Genomic DNA, 25,774 nt, shown 5'->3' with positions numbered 1-25,774 from the left:
CCCGCATGGACGACGCGCTGCTGCATCTCGCCCGCCTCGCCGGCATTTCACCCCACTGGCACGACGCGTTCGGCCGGCCGCAGACCGTGCCGACGGACTCGCTGCGCGCCATCCTCGGTGCCCTTGAGCTTCCGGCGGCCACCGGAGCGGACCTCGCAGACAGCATCGCCCGCGCCGAGGCGGAGCGGTTTTCCGATCTCCCACCGCTGGTGACGGCGGATGCGGGCGCCCACGTCCGCCTGCATGTGCCGGGCGCGAGCGGCCGGGTGCGCTACCACGTGACGCTGGATGGCGGCGGCGTGGTGGAAGGGGAAGCGGAGATGGAGGATGGCGTCCTGCCGCTCCCCGCCTTCGACACGCCCGGCTACCACACGCTGGAGGCCGGCGGCTTTCGGACCGTGCTGGCGGTCGCCCCGCAACGCTGCTTCGGCGTTGCGGACGCGGCGCACGGCGAACAGGCCCGCCTGTGGGCGCTGGCGGTGCAGATCTATGGGCTGCGGCGGGACGGGGATTGCGGCATCGGCGATTTTTCCGGCCTCTCCCAGCTTGCTGTGAAGGCCGCGAACGAAGGCGCTTCGGCGCTGGTGCTGAGCCCCGTCCATGCCGGCTTCTCGGCGGACGCCCACCATTTCAGCCCCTATGCGCCGTCCAGCCGGCAGTTCCTGAATCCGCTCCATGCGGACCCCCATGTGGTGCTCGGCGGGCATGCGGTGGACGCGGCCATCGCAGCCTTGGGCTTCGGCTCCGAGATCGCGCGCCTTGAGCGGGCACGCATGGTGGACTGGCCGGCCGCCGGCCCCATCAAGCTTGCCATCATGCGCCGCCTCTATGAGGAGACGCTGCCGCACATGCCGGAGCTGATGGCGGCGTTCGAGGCGTTCCGCGCCGCCGGCGGGCAGGCGCTGGAAGATCACGCCCGCTTCGAGGCGATCCACGCGGCGCAGCTCCAAGCCGATCCCGACACATGGAACTGGCGCACCTGGGGCGACGGCCTTGCCGACCCCCGCAGCCATGCAGTCTCCGCCTTCGCCCGGCAGCATGCGGACGAGGTGGGCTTCCACGTCTTCCTGCAATGGCTCGCCGACCGCAGCCTCGCCCAGGCGCAGGATGCGGCGCGCTCCGCCGGCATGCCCCTCGGCCTCATTAGCGACCTCGCGGTGGGCACCGACGGCGGCGGCAGCCAGGCCTGGAGCCGCCAGTCGGACATGCTGATCGGCCTCTCCGTGGGCGCGCCGCCGGACCTTCTGAACGGCCTCGGCCAGAGCTGGGGGCTCTCGGCCTTCTCCCCGCGCGCGCTGGTGCATTCCGGCTTCGGCGCATTCCGTGACATGCTCGGCGCGGTGATGGCCCATGCGGGCGGCGTGCGCATCGACCACATCATGGGGCTCATGCGGCTCTGGCTGGTGCCCGAGGGGTTTTCCGCCACCCAGGGCGCCTATCTCGCCTATCCCTTCGACGATCTCGCCCGCCTCGTGGCGCTGGAATCCCACCGCCGCCGCGCCATCGTCATCGGCGAGGATCTCGGCACCGTGCCGGAGGGGTTCCGGGAAAAGCTCTCGGCGCGCGGCATCCTCGGCATGAAAGTGCTGTGGTTCGAGCGGCACGGCGACTGGTTCACCCGCGCGGACCACTATTCCCGCGATGCCATCGCGGTCACCGGCACCCATGACCTGCCCACCGTCGCCGGCTGGTGGAAGGGCCGCGACATCGACTGGCGCGTGCCGCTGGGCATCGTCGGCGAGGGCCAGACGGAGGCGAGCGAGCGCGAGGCCCGCAGCCGCGACCGCCATGCCATCTGGCAGGCCATCGCCCCCGAGGGCACCGACCCCAACGCGCCACCCGAAGAACCCGAGACAGTGGTGGAAGCGGCGCTCTCCTTCATCGGCCGCACACCCGCGCCTTTGGTGGTCATCCCGGTGGACGACGCACTCGCCCTTGAGGAGCAGCCGAACCTTCCCGGCACCGTGGACGAGCACCCCAACTGGCGCCGCCGGCTCGCCCCGCAGGCCGCCGACATGCTCGACAATGCCGCCGTCCACCAGCGGCTCTCTTTGCTCGACCGCGCGCGGAAAGGGGCATGAGGGCGCCCCGCGCCACCGTGCGCCTGCAGTTCCATGAGGACTTCCCGCTGGATGCCGCCATCCCCCTCCTCGACTATTTCGCGAACCTCGGCATCAGCCACATCTATGCCTCCCCGCTTTTGACCTCCCGGCGCGGCTCCCGCCACGGCTATGACACGGTGGACCACGGCACGCTCGATCCGGAAGTGGGCGGCGAGGCGGCGCTCGGCCGGCTGGTGGCCGCCCTGCGCGAGCGGGGCATGGGGCTGATCCTCGATATCGTGCCCAACCATATGGGCGTCGGCGGCGCCGACAACCGGGTATGGCTCGACGTGCTCGAATGGGGCCGCGACAGCGCCTATGCCGACGTGTTCGACATCAACTGGACACCGGCCGACGCGGCGCTCGAAGGCAAAGTGCTGGTGCCCTTCCTGGGCGCGCCCTATGGCGAGGCGTTGCGCGAGGGCACCATCACCCTCGCCTATGACGCGGCACGCGGCGAGTTCCAGGCGCGCCATTACGATCACGTCTTCCCCATCTGCCCGCTGCATTATGGCGATGTGCTCGCCGGGGCGGACGTGCCCGAGCTGAAAGAGCTGCGCACCGCCTTCGCCGAGGTGCCGCAGGATCGCACGGGCAAGGCCGAGGCGATGCGGCTGAAGGAGCAGCTCGCCATCCTGGTCTCCAATGCCGGCGCGGACCTCCTCGCCCCCGTCCTCGCCGCCCACGATGCGAAGGACAGGGACGCCTGCCGCCGCCTGCACGCGCTGCTGGAGCGGCAGAATTTCCGCCTCGCCTGGTGGCGGACGGCGAATGACGATCTCAATTGGCGGCGCTTCTTCGACATCACCGACCTTGCCGGCGTGCAGGTGGAACGGCAGGAGGTGTTCGAGCAGGCCCATGCCCTGGTCTTCCGCCTTTATGCCGACGCACTGGTGGATGGCTTCCGGGTGGACCATGTGGACGGCATCTCCGACCCCGGCGCCTATTGCCGGCGGCTTCGCAGGCGCCTGGAGCAGCTCGATGCCCGCCGGCCGGGGGATGCGCCGCCCGGCGGCTATGTGGTGGTGGAGAAAATCCTGCACCGGGGAGAACGCCTCCCGGACACGTGGCAGGTGGAGGGCACCACCGGCTACGACTTCATGGACGAGGTCTCGGCCCTGCTCCATGACGGCGGCGCGGACGAAGCCCTCGACCAAGTCTGGGGGCAGGCCACCGGCGATGCCTCGACCTATGCCGGGCAGACGGAGGCGGCGCGGCGCCAGGTGCTGCGCGACGGCTTCGGCGCGGAGATGCAGGCCGCGACCCGCGCGCTCCACCGCGTGGCGCGCGGCGACCTCGACACGCGAGACATTACGCTCGCCGCCATCCGCCGGGCGTTGAACGAGCTGGTGGTGGCCTTCCCCGTCTACCGCACCTATGCGGACGCCTCCGGCCGCTCGGACCAGGACTGGACCTATGTGTCGGAGGCCATCATCCAGGCGCGAAAGCGCCTGTCGCCCATCGACCATCCCGTGCTGGACCTCATCGACGGCTGGCTGGGCGGCGACGCGCCGAGCGGGCTCGGTGACATATTGGAGGCGGGAACGCGGGCCCACGCCATCGCCAAGTTCCAGCAGCTCACCTCCCCCATCGCTGCGAAGTCCGTGGAGGACACGCTGTTCTACCGCTATGGCCGGCTGCTCTCCCGCAACGAGGTGGGCTCGGACCCGGCGCAGATGGGCTTGTCGCCGGCAGACTTCCATGCCGCCAACGCGGCCCGCCTCGCGCGCCTGCCCAGCGCCATGCTCGCCACCGCCACCCACGACCACAAGCGCGGCGAGGACGCCCGCATGCGCCTTGCGGTGCTGAGCGAGATCCCCCGCGAATGGTCGCTGGAGCTGGAGCGGCTCATGGCGCTGGCCGCGCCACTGCGCACCGAGCTTGAAAGCGGAATCGCGCCCGCACCGGCGGACGAGGTGATGCTTTACCAGACGCTCATCGGCGCGTGGCCTCTGAACCTTTCGCCCGAGGACGTGGACGGCTTGGCGGACTATGCCGAGCGGGTCGCAGGCTGGCAGCTGAAAGCCCTGCGCGAAGGCAAGGGCCGCACCAACTGGATCTTCCCCGACACCGCCTATGAGGAGGCGTGCGGGCGCTTCCTCTCGGCGATCATGACGGAGGACGCCGGCACCGGCCTGCGCCGGAGCCTCGCCGCCTTCGCCATGCGCCTCGCCCCGGCGGGAGCGCTCAACAGCCTCGCCCAGACCATGCTGAAATATACTGTGCCGGGGATGCCCGACCTCTATCAGGGCACCGAATTCTGGGACTTCAGCCTGGTCGATCCCGACAACCGCCGCCCGGTGGACTATCCTGCCCGTGCGGCAGCCCTGGACGCCGGCGATGCCCCCGCCGCTCTGCTGGCGCGGTGGCGGGACGGGCGCGTCAAGCAGGCCCTTATCACCCGCCTGCTCCGGGCGCGGGCCGACCATCCCGCTGTGTTCGCGGCGGGCACCTATGAGCCCCTGGCCCTGGAGGGCCCCGCCGCCGGCCGGGCGCTCGCCTTCCTGCGCCGGCAGGAGGAGACGGCGCTGCTCGTCGTCGTGCCGCGCCTCTGCGCGGCGGCGCTCGGGCCTGAAGCTGAGCTGCCGCTCGTGCCGCAGGCGGCGTGGGAGGACACGTCCATCCTCGTGCCGGACGGTTTTGCGGAAAGCTTCACGGACCTGCTCACGGGGCGCATCATGGCGCCCGGCGGCGGGCGTTTGGATCTCGGCGCGCTTCTGCGGGATTTCCCGGTGGCGGCCTTGCTCTCGGGCACGGGAGAAACCAAATCAGCGCTGTGAGCGTTGCTGTAGGGGCACCGGAGGCAGGCCGCATCCGCCGACCCCTCCGCCATGAGAGGCTGACATGACCAACGGCGCACATGTGAAGAAGCCGACCAAATCGCAGGAAGACGCGAAGCTGGACGAGGCGCTGGAAGAGACCTTCCCCGCCAGCGACCCGCCGGCCCTCACCAACCCCTCCAGCTTCACCGGGGCGGAAGTGGCGCACGAGAAGGATGCCGACGCCGCGGCCCGCGCCGCCTCCGATGAGCTGGACGAGGAACTGAAAGAGACCTTCCCCGCCAGCGACACGCCCACCGCGCTGAGGAAGCGCGGGAAGGACGGCTGAACACCCCCACCTTCGTCATCCCCGGGCTTGACCCGGGGATCTCCTGCCTTCTGCATACCGGCGCAAGATCCCCGGTCAAGCCCGGGGATGACACGCATCAAGCGCGGCTCACGCCGCCTTGCGCGCGCTCATGGTGAGAAGCTCGTAGCGTGCCACCGTGTCGCCGTCCTGGTTGAACACCTCAGCGTCCCAGCGCACCTCGCCATATTCCGGCTTCCGGGCCGCCTGCTTCTGCTTCACCGTGAGGCGCACCTTGATCTCGTCGCCCGGCGAGACCGGTTTGAGGAAGCGCAGATTGTCGAGGCCGTAATTGGCCAGGAGCGGCCCCGGCGCCGGGTCCACGAACAGGCCGGCGGCAAAGGAGAGGATGAGGTAGCCGTGGGCCACGCGCCCCGGGAAGAAGGGGTTGGCCTTGGCGGCCTCCTCATCCATGTGGGCGTAGAATTTGTCGCCGGTGAAGTCCGCGAAATGCTCGATATCGCCAAGGGTGATCGCCCGCGACGGCGTCTCCACCGTGTCCCCCACGCGGATCGCGTCATAATCCAGCTTGAACGGGTGCTGGGACGGCGCGGGCGAAGGCGCGCCCTTGATCCAGCTCTTGGTGAGCGCCGCAAGCCGGCCCGGCGAGCCCTGGAGCGCGGTGCGCTGCATGTAATGGAATACGCCGCGCAGGCCGCCCATCTCCTCCCCGCCGCCGGCCCGGCCGGGGCCGCCATGGACGAGGCCGGGAAGCGGTGAGCCGTGGCCTGTGGATTCCTTCGCGCAATCGCGGTCGATCACCAGCACGCGGCCATTATAGGCGGCGATGCCGAACACGAGCTGCTCGGCCACGTCAGGGTCGTAGGTGAAGACCGAGGCCACGAGGCTGCCCTCGCCCTTCGCCACCAGCGCCACCGCCTCGGCAAGCCCGTCATAGGCCATGAGGGTCGCCACCGGGCCGAACGCCTCGGTCAGGTGGGGCGCGCTCGCGGTGCGCGGATTGGGACACCGCAGCAGGATCGGGGCCATGAAGGCGCCCGCCTCCGCATCCCCGCCCACCGGCGCGACCGTTGCGGGATCGCCAAAGGCGATCTCGGCCTCCTGCGCGATCTCCTCTACGGCCTCGCGCACGCTGTCACGTTGGGCGAGGCTGGCGAGCGGGCCCATGCGCACCTCCTCGCGGCGCGGATCGCCCACGACGATGGCGGAAAGCTGCGCCTCCAGGGCCTTGCCCACCGCATCCTCCAGCACGCGGGGCACGAAGATGCGGCGGATGGCGGTGCATTTCTGGCCCGCCTTCACGGTCATCTCGCGCACCACCTCCTTCACGAAGAGGTCGAATTCCGGCGTGCCTTCCCTGGCATCCGGGCCGAGCACGGCGGCGTTCAGCGAATCCCGCTCGGCGATGAAGCGCACCGCATTGCGCGAGACGGCGGGATGATCGCGCAGCGCCTGCGAGGTGGAGGCAGAGCCGGTGAAGGAGAGCACATCCTGACCGGTGAGATGGTCGAGCAGGTCGCCCACCGAGCCGCACACGAGCTGCACCGCCCCCTTGGGCAGGATGCCGGCCTCCACGATCAGCCGCACCACGGCCTCGGCCACATAGGAGGTGGCGGTGGCGGGCTTGGTGATGACAGGCACGCCCGCGAGGATAGCCGGCGCCAGCTTCTCCAGCATGCCCCAGCAGGGGAAGTTGAAGGCGTTGATATGGACCGCGACGCCCTGGAGCGGGGTGAGGATGTGTGCCCCCACGAAGGTCCCGCCCTTGGACAGGCCCTCGGGCGCACCCTCCACCACGAAGCGCTCGCTGGGCAGTTCCCTCCGCCCGCGCGAGGCATAGGCGAACAGCGTGCCGATGCCGCCGTCGATGTCGAAGAAATTGTCCCGCTTCGTCGCGCCCGTGTCGGTGGAGAGCGCGTAAAGCTGCTCCTTGTGCTCGCCGAGATGCTTCGCGAGCGCCCGCAGCATGTCGGCCCGCTCGTGGAAGGTGAGCGCGCGCAGCGCAGGGCCGCCCATTTCACGGGCGTGGCGCACCATGGCGCCGAAATCCAGCCCCTTCGTAGAGGCGCGCGCGACCACCCGCCCGTCGATGGCGCTCGGAATGTCCACAAGGCCGGAGGTGGGAGCGAACCAGCCGTCGAGGGCGTAGCTTTCGAGGGTGCGTGTCATTGGTGGTCCCTGTCAGGTCTTGCGCCACTGCGCGAAGCTGCCGCCGGTGCGGGCGAGGTCTTTCAGCAGTGCGGACGCCTCTGAGCCGGCCCCGCCCGCGGCATGAGCGGCTTCCACCTCGCGCAGCACCTCGGGCAGGCCCATCTGATCGGCGGCGAACATGGGGCCGCCCTTCAGGCGCGGGAAGCCGTAGCCATTGACGAAGGCAAGGTCGATGTCGGAGGCGCGCAGCGCGATGCCCTCCTCCAGCTCCTTCGCGCCCTCGTTCGCCATGACGCTGACGAGGCGGCGCTGGATGTCTTCCGCGGCGAAGGCGCGAGGGGAAATGCTCTTCTCCGCCCGGGCGGCGGCGATGATCTCGCCGGTCCTGGGATCGACGGATTTCTTGCCCGCCGTGTCATAGGCATACCAGCCTGCCCCGGTCTTCCGGCCGAGCCGACCGGTCTCGCACAGCACGTCCGCGATGGAGACGTAGCGCTCGCTGGGATCGCGCGTGGCGGCCCGGCGCTTCCTCATGGCGAAGGCGATGTCGAGGCCGGACATGTCGGAGACCGCGAAGATACCCATGGCGAAACCATAGGCTTCCAGCGCCGCGTCCACCTCCTCCGGCGCCGCGCCGTCCTCCACCAGATATTCCGCATGGCGACGGTAGACCGCATAGATGCGGTTGCCGATGAAGCCGTCGCAATTGCCTGCTACCACCGGCTGCTTGCCGATCTTCTTCGCCAGCACCAAGGCGGTGGCGAGCACGTCCGGCGCGGTTTTTTCCGCGCGCACGATTTCCAAGAGCCGCATCACATTGGCGGGGGCGAAGAAGTGCAGGCCCACTACATCCTGCGGGCGGGATGTCATCGCCGCGATGGCGTCGAGGTCGAGATAGGAGGTGTTGCTGGCGAGCACGGCGCCGGGCCGCGCGATCGCGTCGAGGCGCTGGAAGATGTCGGCCTTCACCGCCATGTCCTCGAACGCCGCCTCGATCACGAGGTCCGCATCCGCCAGCCTCTGCCAATCGGCGGTGGGCGAGACGCGGGAGACGCGCTCCTCCGCCTGGGCCTCGCTGAGGCGTCCGCTCTTCACAGGCCGCTCATAGAGCCCCCGCACGCGCGCAAGACCCGCTTCGGCGGCCTCAGCATCCCGCTCCACCAATGTCACTGAGAGGCCTGCATCCAATAGCGACACGGCGATGCCCGCGCCCATGGTGCCGGCGCCGATGACGGCCACCTTGCCGAACGGACGCGGCGTCGCACCATCGAGGCCAGGCACCTTGCCGGCCTCGCGCTCGGCGAAGAACAGATGGCGCAGCGCCGCCGCTTCCGCGCTCTGGCGCAGGGCCAGGAAGGCGACGCGCTCGCGGGCCATGCCCGCGGCGAAATCGCCGTCACGCGCGGCTCGGATCACCCGGACCGCCTCGGCGATGGCCGGCACGCCCTTGGCACCCTTCAGCGCCTGCGTGGCGGCGGCGTCTTCCTCGGCCGCGTCTCCGGCGGGAACCGGCAGCGCGGAAACGCGGCGCTTCGCTTGCGTCTGCGCGCGCGCCACGGCGGCGGCGATGAGGTCTCCTTCCACGATCTCGTCCAGCAGGCCGAGATCCAGCGCCTCCTTCGCCTTCAGGATGCGCCCCTCACAGATAAGGGGAATGGCCTTTGCAACACCCACGACGCGCGGCAGCCGCTGGGTGCCCCCGGCGCCGGGAATGATGCCGAGGCGGGTCTCGGTGAGGCCGAGAAGCGCCTTCCCCGAGCCGATGCGCGCGTCGCAGGCGAGTGCGATCTCCAGCCCCCCGCCGAGCGCCGCCCCGTCAATGGCCGCAATCACGGGCTTGTCGAGCGCGTCGAGGGCCGCGACCACATCCGGCAGGAAGGGCTCCTCCGGAGCTAAGTTCATCTCGCGGATGTCGGCGCCGGCAATGAATCTTCCGGCGCCGCCACTGATCACCACCGCCGCCACGCCATCGTCGGCGCCAAGCGCTGCCACGGCCTCCATGAGCCCTACACGGACGGCTCGGGAGAGCGCGTTGACCGGCGGGTTGGCGATCTCCACCACGGCGACGGGGCCGTGGTGGCGAATGGCGACGGCGGCGGTCACGATCACACCCGCTCGATGAGGGCGGCGATGCCCTGGCCGACGCCGATGCACATGGTAGCGATGGCACGCTTGCCGCCGCGGGTCTCCAGCGCGCTCACCGCCGTCATGGCGAGACGCGCCCCGGACATGCCGAGCGGGTGGCCGAGCGCGATGGCGCCGCCATGGGGGTTCACGTGCTCCGCATCATCAGGCAGGCCGAGCTGGCGCAGCACCGCGAGCGCCTGGGAGGCGAACGCCTCGTTCAGCTCGATGAGGTCGATGTCGTCCAGCGCCAGCTTGTTCTTTTCCAGCAGCTTGCGGGTGGCCGGCGCCGGGCCGATGCCCATGATGCGCGGCGGCACGCCGGCCTGCACCACCGAGACCACGCGGGCGCGGGGGGTGAGGCCGTACTTCTTCACCGCCGCCTCGGAGGCGATGATGAGCGCGCCGGCGCCGTCATTCACGCCGGAGGCGTTGCCGGCGGTGACCGTGCCGCCTTCCTTGCGGAACGGGGTCTTCAGCGCGGCGAGCTGCTCCAGGGTGGTGTCGCCGCGGGGGTGCTCGTCCCTGTCGACGATGGTCACCGCACCCTTCTTGCCCTTGATCTCGATGGGCGCGATCTCGCGGGCGAAGAAGCCGGCCTCCTGCGCCGCCTTGGCGCGCTGCTGGGAATTGTAGGCGAACAGGTCCTGGTCCCTCCGCGAGACCTGGAAGTCCTCGGCCACGTTCTCGCCGGTCTCCGGCATGGAATCGACACCGTACTGCGCCTTCATGAGCGGGTTCACGAAGCGCCAGCCAATGGTGGTGTCAAAGATCTCCGCCTGCCGCGAGAAAGCCTCCGTCGCCTTGCCCTGGACGAAGGGCGCGCGGGTCATGCTCTCGACGCCGCCGGCGATGATGAGGTCGGCATCCCCCGTGAGGACGGCGCGGGCGCCGATGCCCACCGCGTCGAGGCCCGAGCCGCACAGGCGGTTCACGGTGGTGCCGGGGGCGCTCACGGGCAGGCCGGCCAGCAGCACCGCCATGCGCGCCACGTCGCGATTGTCCTCGCCCGCCTGGTTGGCGCAGCCGAGGATGACGTCGTCCACCGCTTCCCAGTCGATGCCCGGATTGCGGTCCTTCAGCACGCGGATGGGATGGGCGGCGAGATCGTCGGGGCGCACGTCCTTCAACGCGCCGGCATAGCGGCCGATGGGGGTGCGCGCGAAATCGCAGATGTAAGCGTGCGTCATGGTGGTCTCCGATGATCGGGATCAGGCGATGGTTTTACGGCGCGCAGAAAGCCCGAAGGCGCGGCGCAGGGAAAGCCAAATCTGCCGGAAACGCGCGCGGCCTGCGCTTGCCGCGGCGGCAAAAGGCCCGGTGCGCATCGAAGTGGTCGGCCATGGCATCCTCCCGTGAGGCGGAGCATTGTGGCTCGTGTTGACAAGCTTGCCCCTTGGGCTAAAGATTAACCGATCGATCGGTTAATTCAAGAGGCTCCCTGAGAGAGCCCTGATTGGGAGGAACGGGTGGAGAGCGTGCTTCTCGTGGACCGCCGCGACGGCTGGACCATGCTGACCCTGAACCGGCCGGACCGGCTCAACTCCTTCAATGAGGACTTGCACCTCGCTCTGCGCGGCGCGCTGGACGCCATCGCGGCGGACGAGACCTGCCGCGCGGTGCTCCTCACCGGCGCCGGGCGCGGCTTCTGCGCGGGCCAGGACCTGTCCGCCCGGGTGGGCCTCTCCGAGGCGCCCGACCTCGGCAAGACCATCGAGACTTTCTACAATCCCCTCATCCGCCGCATCCGCGCGCTGAAGAAGCCGGTGGTCTGCGCGGTGAACGGGGTGGCGGCCGGCGCGGGGGCGAACATCGCCTTCGCCTGTGACATCGTCCTGGCCGCCAGATCCGCCAAGTTCATCCAAGCCTTCTCCAAGATCGGCCTCGTGCCGGATTCCGGGGGCACCTTCTTCCTGCCGCGCCTCGTGGGCGATGCCCGCGCCCGCGCCCTGATGCTGCTGGCCGAGCCGGTGAGCGCCGAGCAGGCCGCGGACTGGGGAATGATCTGGAAGGTGGTGGACGATGCCGCCCTGCGCGCGGAGGCGGAAGCGCTCACTGCCCACCTCGCGACCCAACCGACCCACGGCCTTGCCTTGACCAAGCAGGCGCTGAACGCCTCCGCCTCCAACGACCTGGACACGCAGCTCGATCTTGAGCGCGACCTCCAGCGCGAGGCCGGCCGCACGCCGGATTATGCGGAAGGCACGAAGGCCTTCATGGAAAAGCGCGCGCCGCGCTTCACGGGACGCGCATCATGAGCGATCTCAGCCCCACCCGCTCGCCGGAGGAAACCGCCCGCCTCTGCGCCGAAGCCATGTGGGCCACCGATACCGCAAGCCGGGGCCTCGGCATGGAGCTGGTGGAGGTGGGGCCGGGCACCGCCGTCCTCTCCATGATGCTGACGCCCGAAATGGCGAACGGCCACGGCACCGCCCATGGCGGCTTCATCTTCACCTTGGCCGACAGCGCCTTCGCCTTCGCCTGCAACAGCCACGACCACCGCACCGTCGCCGGCCATTGCAGCATCAGCTATCTCAGGCCGGGAAAGCCGGGGCACACGTTGGTGGCGCACGCCCGCGAGATCACCCGCGCCGGCCGGTCCGGCATCTATGACGTGAGCGTCACCCAGGACGGCGTGCTCATCGCCGAATTCCGCGGCCATTCCCGCACCATCGGCGGCTCGATCATCGCGCCGGAAGAACACGACAAACCCTGAGCGGAGGAGACGATGAACATGGCAGCCCCAGCCACCAGCTTCGACCGCGGCATCAAGGACGGTCTCGACGCCATCGAGCGCGCCTCGCGCGACGAGGTCATGTCGATCCAGCGCCAGCGCCTCGCCTGGTCGCTCCAGCACGCTTACGACAACGTGCCCTTCTACCGCGCCCAGTTCGATGCAGCCGGCGTCCGTCCCTCGGACCTGAAGGACCTCTCCGACCTCGCGAAATTCCCCTTCACGGTGAAGAAGGACTTGCGCGACAATTATCCCTTCGGCCTGTTCGCCGTGCCGCGCGAGAAGCTGGCGCGGGTCCACGGCTCCTCCGGCACCACGGGCAAGCCCATCGTGGTGGGCTACACCAAGGCCGATATCGACATGTGGGCCGACGTCATGGCCCGCTCCATCCGCGCGGCTGGCGCGCGCCCCGGCATGATGGTGCATGTGGCCTATGGCTACGGCCTCTTCACCGGCGGCCTCGGCGCCCATTATGGCGCCGAGCGGCTCGGCTGCACGGTGGTGCCCATGTCCGGCGGCATGACCGAGCGCCAGGTGCAGCTCATCACCGATTTCAAGCCTGACGTGATCATGGTGACGCCCAGCTACATGCTGGCCATCCTCGACGGCTTCGCCAAAGCCGGCCTCGACCCGCGCGAAAGCTCGCTCAAGTTCGGCATCTTCGGCGCCGAGCCCTGGACCAATGCCATGCGCTCGGAGATCGAGCACGCCTTCGCCATGGACGCCACCGACATTTACGGCCTCTCGGAGGTCATCGGCCCGGGCGTCGCCCAGGAATGCGTGGAGACCAAGGACGGGCTCCACATCTGGGAAGACCATTTCTACCCTGAGATCATCGACCCGGAGACCGGCGAGGTGCTGCCGGACGGGGAGAAGGGCGAGCTGGTCTTCACCTCGCTCACCAAGGAAGCCTTCCCCATCATCCGCTACCGCACGCGGGACCTGACGCGCCTTCTGCCCGGCACGGCGCGGCCCGGCATGCGGCGCATGGAGAAGGTGACCGGCCGCTCGGACGACATGATGATCCTGCGCGGGGTGAACGTGTTCCCGACCCAGATCGAAGAGGCGCTGCTCGCCACCGACTGGTGCGCCGGCCACTTCCTCATCGAACTGACCCGCGAGGGTCGCATGGACGAGATGACCGTGCTGGCGGAGGCCCGCGAGGAGCATTGGGACACTGCCGGACTGTCGGTGCATGCGGAACGGCTGGTGTCACGCATCAAGGACACCATCGGCATCACCACGCGCGTGGTGATCCAGGCGCCGGGGAGCATCGAGCGCTCCATGGGCAAGGCCAAGCGCGTGGTGGACAAGCGGCCGCGGGAGTGAGGATTTGTCCTGGGCGCATGCAACGAAGCGCAGCGCAGCGCAGTGGAATGCGACCCGGGACCCAGCGCAAGAGACCGCCGAAGGCGCTTCACCCCGTCTCCGGCGCCACGCGGCGGAGACGCTCTTTACGCTGGTCGCGGATTGACGGCTTCGCCGGAATCTTGCGCTGGGTCCCGGATCTGCGCTCCGCCTGCGGCGTCGCTTGTCCAGGACAATACTTAGAAAAGCAGTCATGCCCGGGCTTGACCCGGGCATCCACGCCTCTCCGTTAAAGATGCGCTTGCGGCACGCCGTGGATCCCCCGGGTCAAGCCCGGGGATGACGGTTGTCCTGCGTGGAGCCGAAGCCCTCAGACCAGCTCGCTGACGCTCTTGCGCTCGTTGCGCTTGCGCTCGTTCGGGTCGAGCCAGCGCTTGCGCAGGCGGATGGACTTCGGCGTCACTTCCACCAGTTCGTCGTCCTGGATCCAGGCGAGCGAGCGCTCCAGCGTCATGCGGATCGGCGGGGTCAGGCGCACCGCCTCGTCCTTCGACGTGGTGCGGATGTTGGTGAGCTTCTTGCCCTTCAGCACGTTCACTTCCAGGTCGTTGTCCCGGTTGTGGATGCCCACCAGCATGCCCTGATACACCTTCCAGCCGGGCTCGATGATCATCGGGCCGCGGTCTTCCAGGTTCCACAGGGCATAGGCCACCGCCTCGCCCGCTTCGTTGGAGATCAGCACGCCGTTGATGCGGCTCGGGATCTCGCCCTTGTGCGGCTCATAGGCCTTGAACAGGCGGTTCATGATGGCGGTGCCGCGCGTGTCGGTCAGCAGTTCCGACTGGTAGCCGATGAGGCCGCGGGTCGGCGCATGGAACACAAGGCGCTGGCGGTTGCCGCCGGAGGGGCGCATCTCGATCATCTCGGCGCGGCGCTCGGACATCTTCTGCACCACGGTGCCGGAATATTCCTCGTCCACGTCGATGACCACTTCCTCGACCGGCTCCAGGGTCTCGCCGTTCGGCCCCTGGGAATAGACCACGCGCGGCCGCGACACGGCGAGCTCGAAGCCCTCGCGGCGCATGGTCTCGATGAGGATGGCGAGCTGGAGTTCGCCGCGCCCGGAGACGAAGAACGAATCCTTGTCGTCGGATTCCTCGATCTTCAGCGTGACGTTGCCCTCGGCCTCCTTGAACAGGCGGTCGCGGATCATACGGCTCGTCACCTTGTCGCCCTCGGTACCCGCCAGCGGCGAATCGTTGACGATGAAGGACATGGTGACGGTGGGCGGATCGATGGGCTGCGCCTGGATGGGGGTGTCCACCGCGGGATCGCAGAAGGTGTCGGCCACCGAACCCTTCACGAGGCCGGCGATGGAGACGATGTCGCCCGCCTCGCCCACGTCGATGGGCTGGCGCTCGATGCCGCGGAAGGCGAGGATCTTCGAGACGCGGCCGCTCTCCACGAGGTTGCCCTCGCGGTCCATCACCTTGATGGACTGGTTGGGGCGCACCGAGCCGGAAGAGATGCGGCCGGTGATGATGCGGCCGAGGAAGGGGTTCGCCTCCAGAAGCGTGCCGAGCATGCGGAACGGCGCCTCGTCCACATGGGCCGGCGGCACGTGCTTCAGCACCAGGTCGAACAGCGGCGCCAGCGCCTGGTCCTTCGGGCCTTCCGGCTCGTCCGCCATCCAGCCGTCGCGGCCGGAACCGTAGAGGATCGGGAAGTCGAGCTGCTCGTCATTGGCGTCCAACGCCGCGAACAGGTCGAACACCTCGTTGATGACTTCCTGCGGGCGCCCGTCCGGCCGGTCCACCTTGTTGATGGCGACGATGGGCTTCAGGCCGATCTTCAGGGCCTTGCCCACCACGAACTTGGTCTGCGGCATGGGGCCTTCGGCCGCGTCCACCAGCACGATGGCGCCGTCCACCATGGAGAGGATGCGCTCCACCTCGCCGCCGAAATCGGCGTGGCCTGGGGTGTCGACGATGTTGATGCGCACGCCCTTCCACACCACCGAGGTGGCCTTGGCCAGGATGGTGATGCCGCGCTCTTTTTCCAGGTCGTTGGAATCCATCACGCGCTCAGCGACGCGCTGGTTGTCGCGGAAAGAGCCGGACTGCTGGAGCAGCTTGTCCACCAGCGTCGTCTTGCCGTGGTCGACGTGGGCGATGATGGCGATGTTGCGCAGTTCCATGGGTTCCAAACACCAAAAGGCGGACCCGATTCCTCAGGTCCGCTCGGCTTCATTTTGCGGCGCAAAATACACAAGAGCGGCGGCAAATCAATGCAGGCCGCCCGCGTATCCCCTTAACGTCAGCTTCGCTTCAGTTCGAAGGCGCGGCGGATCTGGTCGGGATTCATCACCACGCCGTCCGGGGTCCGCAGCCAAGCCAGCTCCCTATTGGCGGGCGATTGCGTCATGGCGAAGGCCACGGCGTCTTCCACGGTATCGAACTCATAGGGCTCCGGCCATTTGTCCGGCGCGCCAACGGAATGGGACGAGGACCAGTATTGCAGCTTCACCGCGCCATGCGCGCCGGCCTCCGTTTGGCGGTTCATCGAGCTTCTCCTTGTTTTTCTCTCCCAGCCAGGGAACCAACGGCCTCAATACGCATGGGTTCCGCCGCATGCCCCTTGCGCCCGCCGCCGAGGCAGGTCATTGCCTTTCACGTGAGCCACCGGACGGCGGGGGTCGGCGTGATTCCGATTGAATTGCTGTACGGGATCGTGGTGAGCATGGTGAACATCGCCATCCACGCCATGTTCAGCGTGTTCCTGATGCGGTTCATGCGCGGCCTGCGGCGGCGCACCATCGAGCGGCGGCGCATCGAGGCGTTCGCGGCGACCATGATGGTCACAGGCGCCGTCCTGACCCTGTCCCACATGGTGCATGTGGCGGTGTGGGCCATCTCCTATCACCTTGTGGGAGCGGTCAAATCCGGCGACGGCTATTATCTTGCCTTCGAAAGCTTCACCACGCTGGGCTACGGGGACATCCTGCCATTGCCGCGCTGGCGGCTCCTCGGGCCGGTGACGGCGGCAAACGGCATGCTGCTGTTCGGCTGGTCCACGGCCCTGATCTTCGCCGTGCTGACGCGCGCCGCCTTGGTGCTGCACGTCTATGAGACGCCGTCGCACCATAAGCGACCCGCGCACCACACAGCGAAGACCCCGGCGCCCGTTCCCGCCGGCACCGGCGTCGATATCCAGCGGGACGGCTGAGGTTTAGCTCTTTCCGAGCTTCTCCAGCAGCGCCATGGCCGCCGCCGGCGCCCGCTCCTTGGCGCCGTTGATCATGTAGATGAAGCAGTCGCGCTTGCCCTTCTTTCCGGCCTTCTCGCCATAGGTGGGGATGCCTTCCGCCGCCTCGCCCTTGGCCCATTGGCCGGCGCGCGCATGCCAGGCGCCGAGCGCTTTTTCGTCATAGCCGGTCTCGATCTCCGCCTTGGCGTCCTGGAGGCGGGCATAGACGAAATCGGCGGTGAGATCGCCGATGGCGGGATAGTCCGGGCTGTCGGCGATCACCACCGCCACATTGTGCTTGCGGGCGAGCGCGATGAATTCGGGACAGCCGAAGCTCTCGTGGCGCACCTCCACCGCATGGCGCAGGCCGACGCCGTCCACCTTCTCCGGCAGCAAAGCGAGGAAGGCGCCGAAATCGTCCGGGTCGAACTTCTTCGTGCCGGCGAACTGCCAGTTTATGGGGCCGAGCTTGTCGCCCAGCTCCACGAGCCCGCTGTTCACGAAGGCCTGGACACTCTCCCCAGCCTCGGCCAGCACCCGCCGGTTGGTGGCGTAGCGCACCGCCTTCAGCGCGAACACGAAGCCCTCCGGGGCCTGATCCGCCCAGCTCTTGAAGGCTTTTGGCGTCTGGGTGCGGTAGAAGGTGCCGTTGACCTCGATGGAGGTCACTGCGCGGCTGGCGAACTCCAGCTCGCGCGCATGCTTCAGCCCCTCCGGATAGAACACGCCGCGCCAGGGCTCATAGGTCCAGCCGCCGATACCCACACGTATGGTCATGCGCGCCTCCCTGCTGCGGGCCTTCGCCCGCTTTCAACTCCGCCGCGACAGCGTCGTCCGGATGGAGAACCTGTCGGCGGGATAAAACGACACCGTCGCCTCGACCATGGCGGCGGCCATGTCCCGGTAGTGCCGGAGCACCCTGAGGCCGGCACTGCCCACCGGCACGCCCAGGATCTCCGCCGCATCCTCCTCGATGAGGCAACCCGAAACCGTCTGCTCCACCGTGGCGATGGGGCGGCCATAATGGCTCTCGATGAGGTCGCAGAACAGCGTGCCGGGCTGCTGCTTCGCCAGCGGCACGATGTCCTTGTAGTGCGGGTCCACGAAGGCGCGGGTCCAGGCCAGGGGCTTTGCCACGCCCGGCTCCCACCGCACCAGCGAGATGCGCAGCCAGCGCGAGCCCGGCGGGCATTTGAGGAGCCGCGCCATCTCCGTGTCCAGCACCACCAGGGAGGTGGCGCGGATCTCCCGCTGCGCAGCCTCGGCAAGCGCCATGAGATCGTTGCGAGTGGAGAGGGTGCGCGTGACGAGGCTCTCCTGCGGCGGGGCCTCCACCCGCGTGCCGCGATTGCGGCGGCGGGAGATGAGGTGCAGGTCCTGAAGCTGCCGCAGCGCGGAGCGCACGGTGTTCCGGCTCGCCTTGTAGCTTTGCGCCAGCTCCAGCTCGCTCGGGATGACCGCGCCCACCGCCAGCTCGCCGGAAGCGATCTTCTGCGCGAGGTCCGCGGCGATGCGTTGATAGAGCGGAAGGGCCATGCGCGCGGGGAAGCCAGGGGTTCAAGGGGTGGAAGCCGAAGGTTTTAGAGGGAGATCGCGCGGGAGGGAAACGGCATTGCCGACGGGCTCTCTTTCCACCCGTCATGTCCAGGCCCGACCCGGGCATCTCTCGAGGAATAGCGCTCCCGAATTCCCACGGGATGGCCGGGTCAAGCCCGGCCGTGACGGCGGGGTTTGACAGCCTTTCTCCAAATATGTACCAACATATCACAATATAGAACATATCGCCGCCGTCATCCCGCGGCGGCGATGGGGAGGGAAAAGATGCTCGATCGCAGGCAGGTGCTGAAACTCGTGGCCGGCAGCGCGCTCGCGCCCACTATCGCGCCCCTCTCCGCAATGGCGCAGGAGGCGTTTCCCAACCGCACCATCACGATCATCGTTCCCTTCGCCCCCGGCCAGGCCGGAGACCTGATGGCGCGCCTCGTGGCGGACCAACTCGGCAAGATGTGGAACGTCCCCGTCATCATCGACAATAAGGGTGGATCGGGCGGCACCATCGGCACCAAGGCGTCCATCGCCGCGCCGAACGATGGCTATACGTGGCTGCAGGGCTCCAGCGGCCCGCTCTCCATCGCGCCGAACCTCTACAAGAATGTGGGCTACGACCCGCGCACCGATTTCACCGCGCTGATGAATGTGGCCGGCGTCGCCCAGGTGCTCACCGTCTCGGCGGATTCCAAGTACAAGACCATGCAGGATCTGGTGGCGGCCGCGAAAGCCTCGCCCGGCATGCTCAATTACGGCTCCGGCGGCGCCGGCTCCACCCAGCACCTCACCATGGAGCTGTTCAAGCAGCGCGCCGGCATCGACATCGTCCACGTGCCCTACAAGGGTTCCGGCCCGGCCATGGCCGACCTCTATGGCGGGCGCATCGATGCGCTGTTCGATTCCCAGCCCGGCGTCATGGGCGCGATCCAGGCCGGCAAGGCCCGCGCGCTGGCCGTCTCCACCACCATGCGCGCGCCGGGCCTGCCCGATGTGCCCACCGTCGCGGAAGCCTATCCCGGCTTCGACGTGCTCGGCTGGCTCGGCCTCGTGGCGCCGAAGGGTGTTTCCCCAACCATCGCGGCCAAGATCGAGACGGACCTGAAGAAGGTCATCGCGCTGGACGAGGTGAAGGCGCGCTTCGCCAGCCTTGGCATGATCGTGGTCGGCACCACCGGGGCGGCGTTCCAGACCTATATCGACAGCGAGACCACCAAATGGGGCGACGTGATCCGCGCCGGCAAGATCTCCGTCGAGTGATCCACCTTCTCTTCTCCTGAAAGTTTTCCATGAAAATCACGGATGTCCGCGAGCTTTCCGTCCGGCTGGAGGGAAATGTCGCCAATGCGGTAGTGAGCTTTTCCGATCATGACGTGTCCCTGGTGGCGCTCATCACGGATGTGGTGCGCGACGGGCGCCCGGTGGTCGGTCTCGCCTTCAATTCCATCGGCCGCTTCGCCCAGAGCGGGATCATCCGCCAGCGCATGATCCCGCGCCTGCTGGCGGCGGCGCCCGGCAGCCTGCTGGACGAAACCGGGCAGGCCTTCGATCCCGCAAAGGTCCTGGCGGCGGCGATGCGCAACGAGAAGCCCGGCGGCCATGGCGATCGCGCGGGCGCGGCGGCGGCGCTGGAACTCGCCGTGTGGGACCTCAATGCCAAGCTCGCCGGCGAGCCCGCTTACCGCACCATCGCCCGCGCCTTCGGCTGCACGGAGGTTGGGGAAGCGGACTGCTATGCGGCCGGCGGCTATTATTATGCCGACGGCGCGGGCAAGACCCTGTCGGACGAGCTGCGCGAATATACCGACATGGGCTTCGTCGCCTTCAAGATGAAGATCGGCGGCGCACCTCTCGATGTGGACCTGAAGCGCATCGAGGAAGCGTTGAAGATCGCCGGCGACGGCGCCCGCCTCTCCGTGGATGCCAACGGCCGCTTCGACCTGAAGACCGCACTCGCTTATGCCAAGGCCCTGGAGCCCTACAAGCTGCGCTGGTTCGAGGAGATCGGCGATCCCCTCGACTACCAGCTCAACCGCGAGATCATCGAGGCCTATTCCGGCCCAGTGGCGACGGGCGAGAACTTGTTCTCCCTCATCGACAGCGTGAACCTCGTGCGCTTCGGCGGCATGCGGCCGGGCAAGGACATCTTCCAGATGGATGCGGGCCTTGCCTACGGCCTCGGCGACTATGGCCGCATCCTCGACATGCTGGAGACCCACGGCTTCAGCCGCAAGCAGGCCTATCCGCACGGCGGGCATCTCATCAACCTGCACATCGCGGTGGGGCTGGGGCTCGGCGGGTGCGAGGCCTATCCGGGGGTGTTCCAGCCTTTCGGCGGCTATTCGCCCGCCTGCCGGCTCAACGGCAACCGCATCTTCCCCAGCGAGGCGCCGGGCTTCGGGCTGGAGGAAAAGGAGAATCTCAAGCCCTTCATCGACAGGCTGCTGGGCTAGGCCTCGACGCGGTCCATGTCACGGCCGGGCTTGTCCCGGCCATGACTTTAAAGCTGTCAGCCGTCGACCTTTGCCGCGTCGTCGGACGGCGCCGCGGTGAAGTCCGGCCGGGAGACGACGGGCTTCCCGTCCCAGTTCAGCGTCACCTGGTTGCCGCCCTTGTCGACGATGTCGAAGGCGACATCCAGCGTCGAGAAATAAGAGGAGAGCCGCGCCAGCCGGTGGTCGGCCTTCTGCGAGCCGGTCATGCCATCTTCTTCCGGGGACGGAAAACCGAGCCGCGACAAGTCGAAACCGCTGGCGGTCATCGCCACGCCGTTCTCGTAGATGCGGGCGACCAGAACGCCGCCAATGCGGATCTCGTACTTGACCTCGCTGTTCGAGTAACCCTGGTCCACGAGGCCCGGAAAGACGCCAATTCCCGGAATTGTGACCGAGCCCGGACCCATTGCCGGCACGATGGTCTTCACGGTGCTGGTGTAGATGAAATCGTCGACGTTGATGTCCTCGCCGGAAATACGCACCGGGGCGGGCGGCGCCACGGCAACGGAGGCAGCTTGAGCCGTCCTCACAGGATCAGCCACAGGCTTGATCACGGGGATCGAAGGCTCATCTGACTTCCCAACTGGGCCGATGGCGGGAATCATCGTCATCTCTCCTTGTGCCGAAGCGTTCGGGTGTTGCGGGCTCCATCAGAATACGAATGTGCCTTGCGGCGGCCCCGGCAAAAGTCCGGGAAACCTATCTGGCAAACGAAAATGGAATACACGTGGTGAAATATACCACTCCAAGCTTGCGCGAGGCTGACTTGAGCTAGGCTATGAAGGCGCACTTTTCTCCCCTTCAGGCGAGGGGCAGGACGTTGGAATATTTCACCTGCTCCAGGGCGAACGAGCTCTCGATGGAGGCGATGCCGTCGAGGCGCGTGAGCTTCATCTTCAGGAAACGCTCATAGCTCTCCAGATCCGAGACCACCACGCGCAGCAGGTAATCCCGCTGGCCGGTCATGAGGTAGCATTCCAGCACTTCGGGCCAGCGCCGGATCGCCGCCGAGAAGGCGTCCAGCGCATCTTCCCGCTGCCGCTCCAGTTTGATGGAGACGAACACGCTCACCGGCAGGCCGGCGGCCCGCTGGTCGAGCACGGCCACATAGCGGGCGATGAGGCCCGACGCCTCCAGCGCCCGCACCCGCCGCAGGCAGGGCGAAGGGGACAGGCCGACCTTGCCCGCAAGATCGGCGACGCTCATGCGGCCGTCCTCCTGGAGCAGAGCGAGAATCTTTCGGTCGATGGCGTCGATCTGCATGCTTTTGCCGAAATGAGCGCGGAAATTGGCAAGATAGTGCAATCTAGGGGTAGGCACAGCCTGATTTCGACGGAAAACGCCTGCTGCGCGCACCTATGATGCTCCGATGGCGATGAGCGCCGCAGGAGGGCCGGACATGGCCGCCAGGGATATGGCCGCAAAGACCGAGATCGAAATCCTCGCCGAGCTGGAGCGCAAGGTGCTCTGGCTCGCGAGCTGGACCATCCACAATGCCAACCATCTGCGCGAGAGCGTGGACGGGCTGAAAGTGGGCGGACACCAGGCGTCCTCGGCCTCGCTCGCCACCATCATGACGGCGCTCTATTTCCACACGCTGCGGCCCCAGGACCGGGTGGCGGTGAAGCCGCATGCGAGCCCCATCTTCCACGCCATCCAGTATCTTCTGGGCAACCAGACCCGAGAGAAGTTGGAGGCGTTCCGCGCCTATAAGGGCGCGCAATCCTATCCCTCGCGCACCAAGGACACGGACGACGTGGATTTCTCCACCGGCTCCGTCGGCCTCGGCGTTGCGCAGACTTTGTTCGCGAGCCTCGCCCAGGATTATGTCCGCGCCCATGGCCTCCTCGGCGACCGCCCCGAAGGCCGCATGATCGCCCTGGTGGGCGATGCGGAGCTGGACGAAGGCAACGTCTTCGAGGCCCTCCTGGAGGGCTGGAAGCACGATCTGCGCAACACCTGGTGGATCGTCGACTACAACCGCCAGAGCTTAGACGCCGTTGTGCGCGAGGGGCTCTATGAACGCTTCGTCGGCATCTTCGAGGCCATGGGCTGGCAGGTGGTCATCCTGAAATACGGCTCGCTCCAGCAGGCCGCGTTCAAGGAGAAAGGCGGGGCCAAGCTCAAGGCCTGGATCGATGCCTGCCCCAACGTGGAATATTCCGCCCTCACCTTCCAGGGCGGCGCGGCATGGCGCAAGCGCCTGCTAGACGATCTCGGCGACCAGGGCGACGTCACGGCGCTCATCGAGCGGCGCTCGGATGTGGAATTGTCCGCCCTCATGACGAACCTCGGCGGCCATGATCTGCCGACCATCATGGAGGCGTTCGACGGCATCGACCATGACCGGCCGGTCTGCTTCCTCTGCTACACGGTAAAGGGTTTTGGCCTGCCGCTGGCGGGCCACAAGGACAATCATGCCGGGCTCATGACGGCGGCGCAGATGGACATCCTGCGCACCGCCATGAACATCCGGCCGGGCAAGGAATGGGAGCCGTTCGAAGGGCTCTCGACGCCGCCTGCCGCGCTGAAGGCATTCCTCGACAAGGTGCCGTTCAGGAGCGAGGGCACGCGCCGGCTCTCCGACCCCGCTTTGCCCGTCCCTGACGTGGCGACGCCACCCAATGCGACCCTCTCCACCCAGGCGGGCTTTGGCCTCATCCTTCAGGAACTGGCACGCGGCGACAGCGCACTGGCGAGCCGCATCGTCACCACCTCGCCGGATGTGACCGTCTCCACCAATCTCGGGCCGTGGGTGAACCGGCGCGGCCTGTTCGCCGAGCGGGCGCTTGCTGACGTGTTCAAGCGCGAGCGCATCCCCTCCACCTACAATTGGGACTTCTCGCCCGAGGGCCAGCACATGGAGCTGGGCATCGCCGAGATGAACCTGTTCCTCATGCTCTCCGCCTTCGGCCTCTCCCATTCCCTGTTCGGCGCGCGGCTGATCCCTGTGGGCACGCTCTACGACCCCTTCATCTGCCGCGGCCTCGATGCGCTGAACTATGCCTGCTACCAGGATGCCCGCTTCATCCTCGTGGCCACGCCTTCGGGCATCACGCTGGCGCCGGAAGGCGGCGCGCACCAGTCCATCTCCACGCCGCTCATCGGCATGGCGCAAGACGGGCTCGCCGCGTTCGAGCCGTGCTTCGTGGACGAGCTGGCGACGCTCATGGCCTTCGCCTTCGACTATGTGCAGCGCGACGGCGCGGGCGAGGAGGACGAGCGCAACTGGCTGCGGGACGAGACCGGCGGCTCGGTCTATTTCCGCCTCTCCACCCGCGCCTTGGAGCAGCCCAAGCGCACGCTCTCGCAGACCCAGAAGCGCCACATGGTGGATGGCGCCTATTGGCTGCGCGAACCGGGGCCGAACTGCGAGGTTGTCGTCGCGGTCCAGGGCGCGGTGACGCCGGAGGCCATCGAGGCGGTGGGGCTGATGGCGGAGGACCGGCGCGATGTGGGTCTCCTCGCCGTCACCTCCGCGGACCGCCTCAATGCCGGCTGGACCGCCGCCGCCCGCGCCCGCGAGAAGGGCATGTCGCACGCGCAGAGCCATGTGGAGCGGCTGCTGGAGCCCCTGCCCCGCCATTGCGGGCTGGTGACCGTCATCGACGGCCATCCGGCGACGCTCGGCTGGCTTGGCTCAGTGCAGGGCCATCGTCTGCGGGCGCTCGGGGTCGAGCATTTCGGCCAGACGGGGACCCTTGCGGACCTCTACCGCCACCACGGCATCGACGCAGCCGCCATCGTCGCGGCGGCCCAGTCCATCGCGCCCGGCCGGCCCATGCGGCATTTGCGGGTGATGGGGTGAGGTCGCCCCCTCCAATCCGTCATGGCCGGGCTTGACCCGGCCATCCACGGGGCTCCGCCAGGCGCAGACCAAGGGATGGACGTGGATGCCCGGGACAAGCCCGGGCATGACGGTTGTTCTTAAAGCCACTCCTGCAAACGATTGCTCCCGGTCTTCCGATGCGGCATGTAGAATGCCTCAAGGTCACGCCGTTACGGCACTAAGACCATGTCGGGAGGATCGAGATGAAGGTGGTGACATTCGCCGATGGCGCGGCGGAGCGGCTCGGCGTGCTGGTGGGCAACGAGATCGTGGATCTCGCCCGCGCGGCCGGCGGAAATGGCGAGGGCGCACCCTTCGCGGACATGCTCTCCTTCATCCGCGCCGGCGCATCCGCCCGCACAGCGGCCGAAGCGCTCATCGACTCCGGCAAGGGCCGCACCGCCGCCTCCGGCGTGAAGCTCCTCGCGCCCCTGAAGCCCTCCACCATCCTGTGCTCGGGCAGCAATTACCACGCGCACAATGCGGAGAAGAAGGATTCCGCCATCAGCGGCAAGGAGCCGGAATTCTTCGTGAAGACCGCCGACTGCGTGGTCGGCCCGGACGAGCCCATCCTCTACGATCCCAAGCTCTCGGAGAAGCTCGATTGCGAGACCGAGCTGGCGGTGGTCATCGGCGCGCCGGGGCGTCACATCCCCGTGGAGCGCGCGCTCGACCACGTCTTCGGCTACACCATCGTCAACGACGTCACTGCCCGCGACCGGCAGGTGCGCACCAACGACCAGGGCTTCACCTGGTATGAGCTGGGGCGCGGCAAGGCGTTCGATTCATCCGCCCCGCTCGGTCCCACCATCGTCACCGCCGACGAGGTGCCGGACCCGCAGAACCTCTGGCTGAAGACGCGGATCAATGGCGAGCTGCGCCAGTCCTCGAACACCTCCGACATGATCTGGTCCTGCGCGGAGCTGATCCACTTCTTCTCCACCAATTTCACGCTCAGGCCGGGCATGGTGATCATCACTGGCACGCCCGCCGGCACCGCATGGTCCACGGACGCGTCCCTGGGCGGCAAGTGGCGCGGCGAGCCGGGCCTCGTGCCCGCCACCCGCTATTGCCTGCCGGGTGATGTCATCGAATGCGAGATGGAGAAGATCGGCCTGCTGCGGAACCCCGTCGCCGCCGCCTGAAGGGAGAT

Annotated in this window: 21 protein-coding genes; 12 read left to right on the top strand and 9 right to left on the bottom strand. The window is 67.9% G+C overall.

Annotation, left to right across the window (positions count from 1 at the left end; genetic code table 11):
• Positions 1-5 precede the first annotated feature (5 nt).
• From malQ to ABLE91_RS26560, 3 genes are all read left to right on the top strand, one after another.
• Positions 6-2,081: a 4-alpha-glucanotransferase gene (malQ, locus tag ABLE91_RS26570; RefSeq protein ID WP_348935567.1), complete on the top strand. Its 2,076-nt coding sequence runs from the start codon at positions 6-8 to the stop codon at positions 2,079-2,081.
• Positions 2,078-4,882: a malto-oligosyltrehalose synthase gene (gene treY, locus ABLE91_RS26565; RefSeq protein ID WP_348935566.1), complete on the top strand. Its 2,805-nt coding sequence runs from the start codon at positions 2,078-2,080 to the stop codon at positions 4,880-4,882. The genes malQ and treY overlap by 4 nt, the downstream gene beginning before the upstream one ends.
• 64 nt (positions 4,883-4,946) lie before the next feature.
• Positions 4,947-5,210, top strand: a complete 264-nt coding sequence (locus ABLE91_RS26560; RefSeq protein ID WP_348935565.1) for a hypothetical protein — start codon at positions 4,947-4,949, stop codon at positions 5,208-5,210.
• Positions 5,211-5,318: 108 nt separating this feature from the next.
• On the opposite strand, the gene paaZ is transcribed toward ABLE91_RS26560, so the two are convergent.
• From paaZ to pcaF, 3 genes are read right to left on the bottom strand one after another with little or no spacing between them, the layout of a single operon-like run.
• Positions 5,319-7,358 (bottom strand): phenylacetic acid degradation bifunctional protein PaaZ, encoded by a 2,040-nt coding sequence (paaZ, locus tag ABLE91_RS26555; protein ID WP_348935564.1) that lies wholly within the window; start codon positions 7,356-7,358, stop codon positions 5,319-5,321.
• 12 nt (positions 7,359-7,370) lie between these two features.
• A complete protein-coding gene (locus ABLE91_RS26550; RefSeq protein ID WP_348935563.1) occupies positions 7,371-9,443 on the bottom strand; it encodes an FAD-dependent oxidoreductase in 2,073 nt (690 codons plus the stop codon).
• A 2-nt stretch (positions 9,444-9,445) separates the two neighbouring features.
• Positions 9,446-10,654 carry a 3-oxoadipyl-CoA thiolase gene (pcaF, locus tag ABLE91_RS26545; protein WP_348935562.1) on the bottom strand — a complete coding sequence of 403 codons (1,209 nt, stop codon included), beginning with the start codon at positions 10,652-10,654 and terminating at the stop codon, positions 9,446-9,448.
• Here pcaF and ABLE91_RS26540 point away from each other — a divergent pair.
• The 4 genes from ABLE91_RS26540 (at position 10,653) to paaK (ending at position 13,527) form a co-directional block, all read left to right on the top strand.
• Positions 10,653-10,823, top strand: a complete 171-nt coding sequence (locus ABLE91_RS26540) for a hypothetical protein (protein WP_348935561.1) — start codon at positions 10,653-10,655, stop codon at positions 10,821-10,823. The two genes, pcaF and ABLE91_RS26540, sit on opposite strands and share 2 nt — an antisense overlap.
• 110 nt (positions 10,824-10,933) lie before the next feature.
• Positions 10,934-11,722 carry a 2-(1,2-epoxy-1,2-dihydrophenyl)acetyl-CoA isomerase PaaG gene (paaG, locus tag ABLE91_RS26535; protein WP_348935560.1) on the top strand — a complete coding sequence of 263 codons (789 nt, stop codon included), beginning with the start codon at positions 10,934-10,936 and terminating at the stop codon, positions 11,720-11,722.
• On the top strand, positions 11,719-12,180 hold the full coding sequence (gene paaI / locus ABLE91_RS26530) for a hydroxyphenylacetyl-CoA thioesterase PaaI (protein ID WP_348935559.1): 462 nt from the start codon (positions 11,719-11,721) through the stop codon (positions 12,178-12,180). The genes paaG and paaI overlap by 4 nt, the downstream gene beginning before the upstream one ends.
• 18 nt (positions 12,181-12,198) lie before the next feature.
• Positions 12,199-13,527, top strand: coding sequence for a phenylacetate--CoA ligase PaaK (paaK, locus tag ABLE91_RS26525; RefSeq protein ID WP_348935558.1), 1,329 nt, complete (start codon positions 12,199-12,201; stop codon positions 13,525-13,527).
• A 349-nt stretch (positions 13,528-13,876) separates the two neighbouring features.
• On the opposite strand, the gene typA is transcribed toward paaK, so the two are convergent.
• Entirely contained in the window at positions 13,877-15,703 is a 1,827-nt protein-coding gene (gene typA / locus ABLE91_RS26520) for a translational GTPase TypA (RefSeq protein ID WP_348935557.1), read from the bottom strand.
• A gap of 119 nt (positions 15,704-15,822) precedes the next feature.
• On the bottom strand, positions 15,823-16,068 hold the full coding sequence (locus ABLE91_RS26515) for a hypothetical protein (protein WP_348935556.1): 246 nt from the start codon (positions 16,066-16,068) through the stop codon (positions 15,823-15,825).
• A 111-nt stretch (positions 16,069-16,179) separates the two neighbouring features.
• Between ABLE91_RS26515 and ABLE91_RS26510 the strand changes: the two genes are divergently transcribed.
• Positions 16,180-16,731, top strand: a complete 552-nt coding sequence (locus ABLE91_RS26510) for an ion channel (RefSeq protein ID WP_348935555.1) — start codon at positions 16,180-16,182, stop codon at positions 16,729-16,731.
• Between the two features lie 3 nt (positions 16,732-16,734).
• On the opposite strand, the gene ABLE91_RS26505 is transcribed toward ABLE91_RS26510, so the two are convergent.
• A complete protein-coding gene (locus ABLE91_RS26505; protein ID WP_348935554.1) occupies positions 16,735-17,529 on the bottom strand; it encodes a DUF72 domain-containing protein in 795 nt (264 codons plus the stop codon).
• A 33-nt stretch (positions 17,530-17,562) separates the two neighbouring features.
• Complete coding sequence (locus tag ABLE91_RS26500; RefSeq protein WP_348935553.1) at positions 17,563-18,288, bottom strand: GntR family transcriptional regulator; 726 nt, start codon at positions 18,286-18,288, stop codon at positions 17,563-17,565.
• 285 nt (positions 18,289-18,573) lie between these two features.
• Between ABLE91_RS26500 and ABLE91_RS26495 the strand changes: the two genes are divergently transcribed.
• Positions 18,574-19,557, top strand: a complete 984-nt coding sequence (locus ABLE91_RS26495) for a Bug family tripartite tricarboxylate transporter substrate binding protein (RefSeq protein ID WP_348935552.1) — start codon at positions 18,574-18,576, stop codon at positions 19,555-19,557.
• Positions 19,558-19,586: 29 nt separating this feature from the next.
• Positions 19,587-20,750 carry an enolase C-terminal domain-like protein gene (locus tag ABLE91_RS26490; protein WP_348935551.1) on the top strand — a complete coding sequence of 388 codons (1,164 nt, stop codon included), beginning with the start codon at positions 19,587-19,589 and terminating at the stop codon, positions 20,748-20,750.
• Positions 20,751-20,806: 56 nt separating this feature from the next.
• On the opposite strand, the gene ABLE91_RS26485 is transcribed toward ABLE91_RS26490, so the two are convergent.
• Positions 20,807-21,397 carry a hypothetical protein gene (locus ABLE91_RS26485; protein WP_348935550.1) on the bottom strand — a complete coding sequence of 197 codons (591 nt, stop codon included), beginning with the start codon at positions 21,395-21,397 and terminating at the stop codon, positions 20,807-20,809.
• 196 nt (positions 21,398-21,593) lie between these two features.
• On the bottom strand, positions 21,594-22,055 hold the full coding sequence (locus ABLE91_RS26480; protein WP_348935549.1) for an Lrp/AsnC family transcriptional regulator: 462 nt from the start codon (positions 22,053-22,055) through the stop codon (positions 21,594-21,596).
• Positions 22,056-22,191: 136 nt separating this feature from the next.
• Between ABLE91_RS26480 and ABLE91_RS26475 the strand changes: the two genes are divergently transcribed.
• Positions 22,192-24,600 carry a thiamine pyrophosphate-binding protein gene (locus ABLE91_RS26475; protein ID WP_348935548.1) on the top strand — a complete coding sequence of 803 codons (2,409 nt, stop codon included), beginning with the start codon at positions 22,192-22,194 and terminating at the stop codon, positions 24,598-24,600.
• 224 nt (positions 24,601-24,824) lie between these two features.
• The gene (locus tag ABLE91_RS26470; RefSeq protein ID WP_348935547.1) at positions 24,825-25,766 is read left to right on the top strand and encodes a fumarylacetoacetate hydrolase family protein; all 942 of its coding nucleotides are present in this window, start codon (positions 24,825-24,827) and stop codon (positions 25,764-25,766) included.
• Positions 25,767-25,774 lie beyond the last annotated feature (8 nt).

It is taken from the genome of Aquabacter albus, assembly GCF_040049275.1.
Classification (GTDB): domain Bacteria; phylum Pseudomonadota; class Alphaproteobacteria; order Rhizobiales; family Xanthobacteraceae; genus Aquabacter.
Note: the sequence above shows the minus strand (reverse complement) of the source record. Positions and strands in the feature narration are given on the sequence as shown.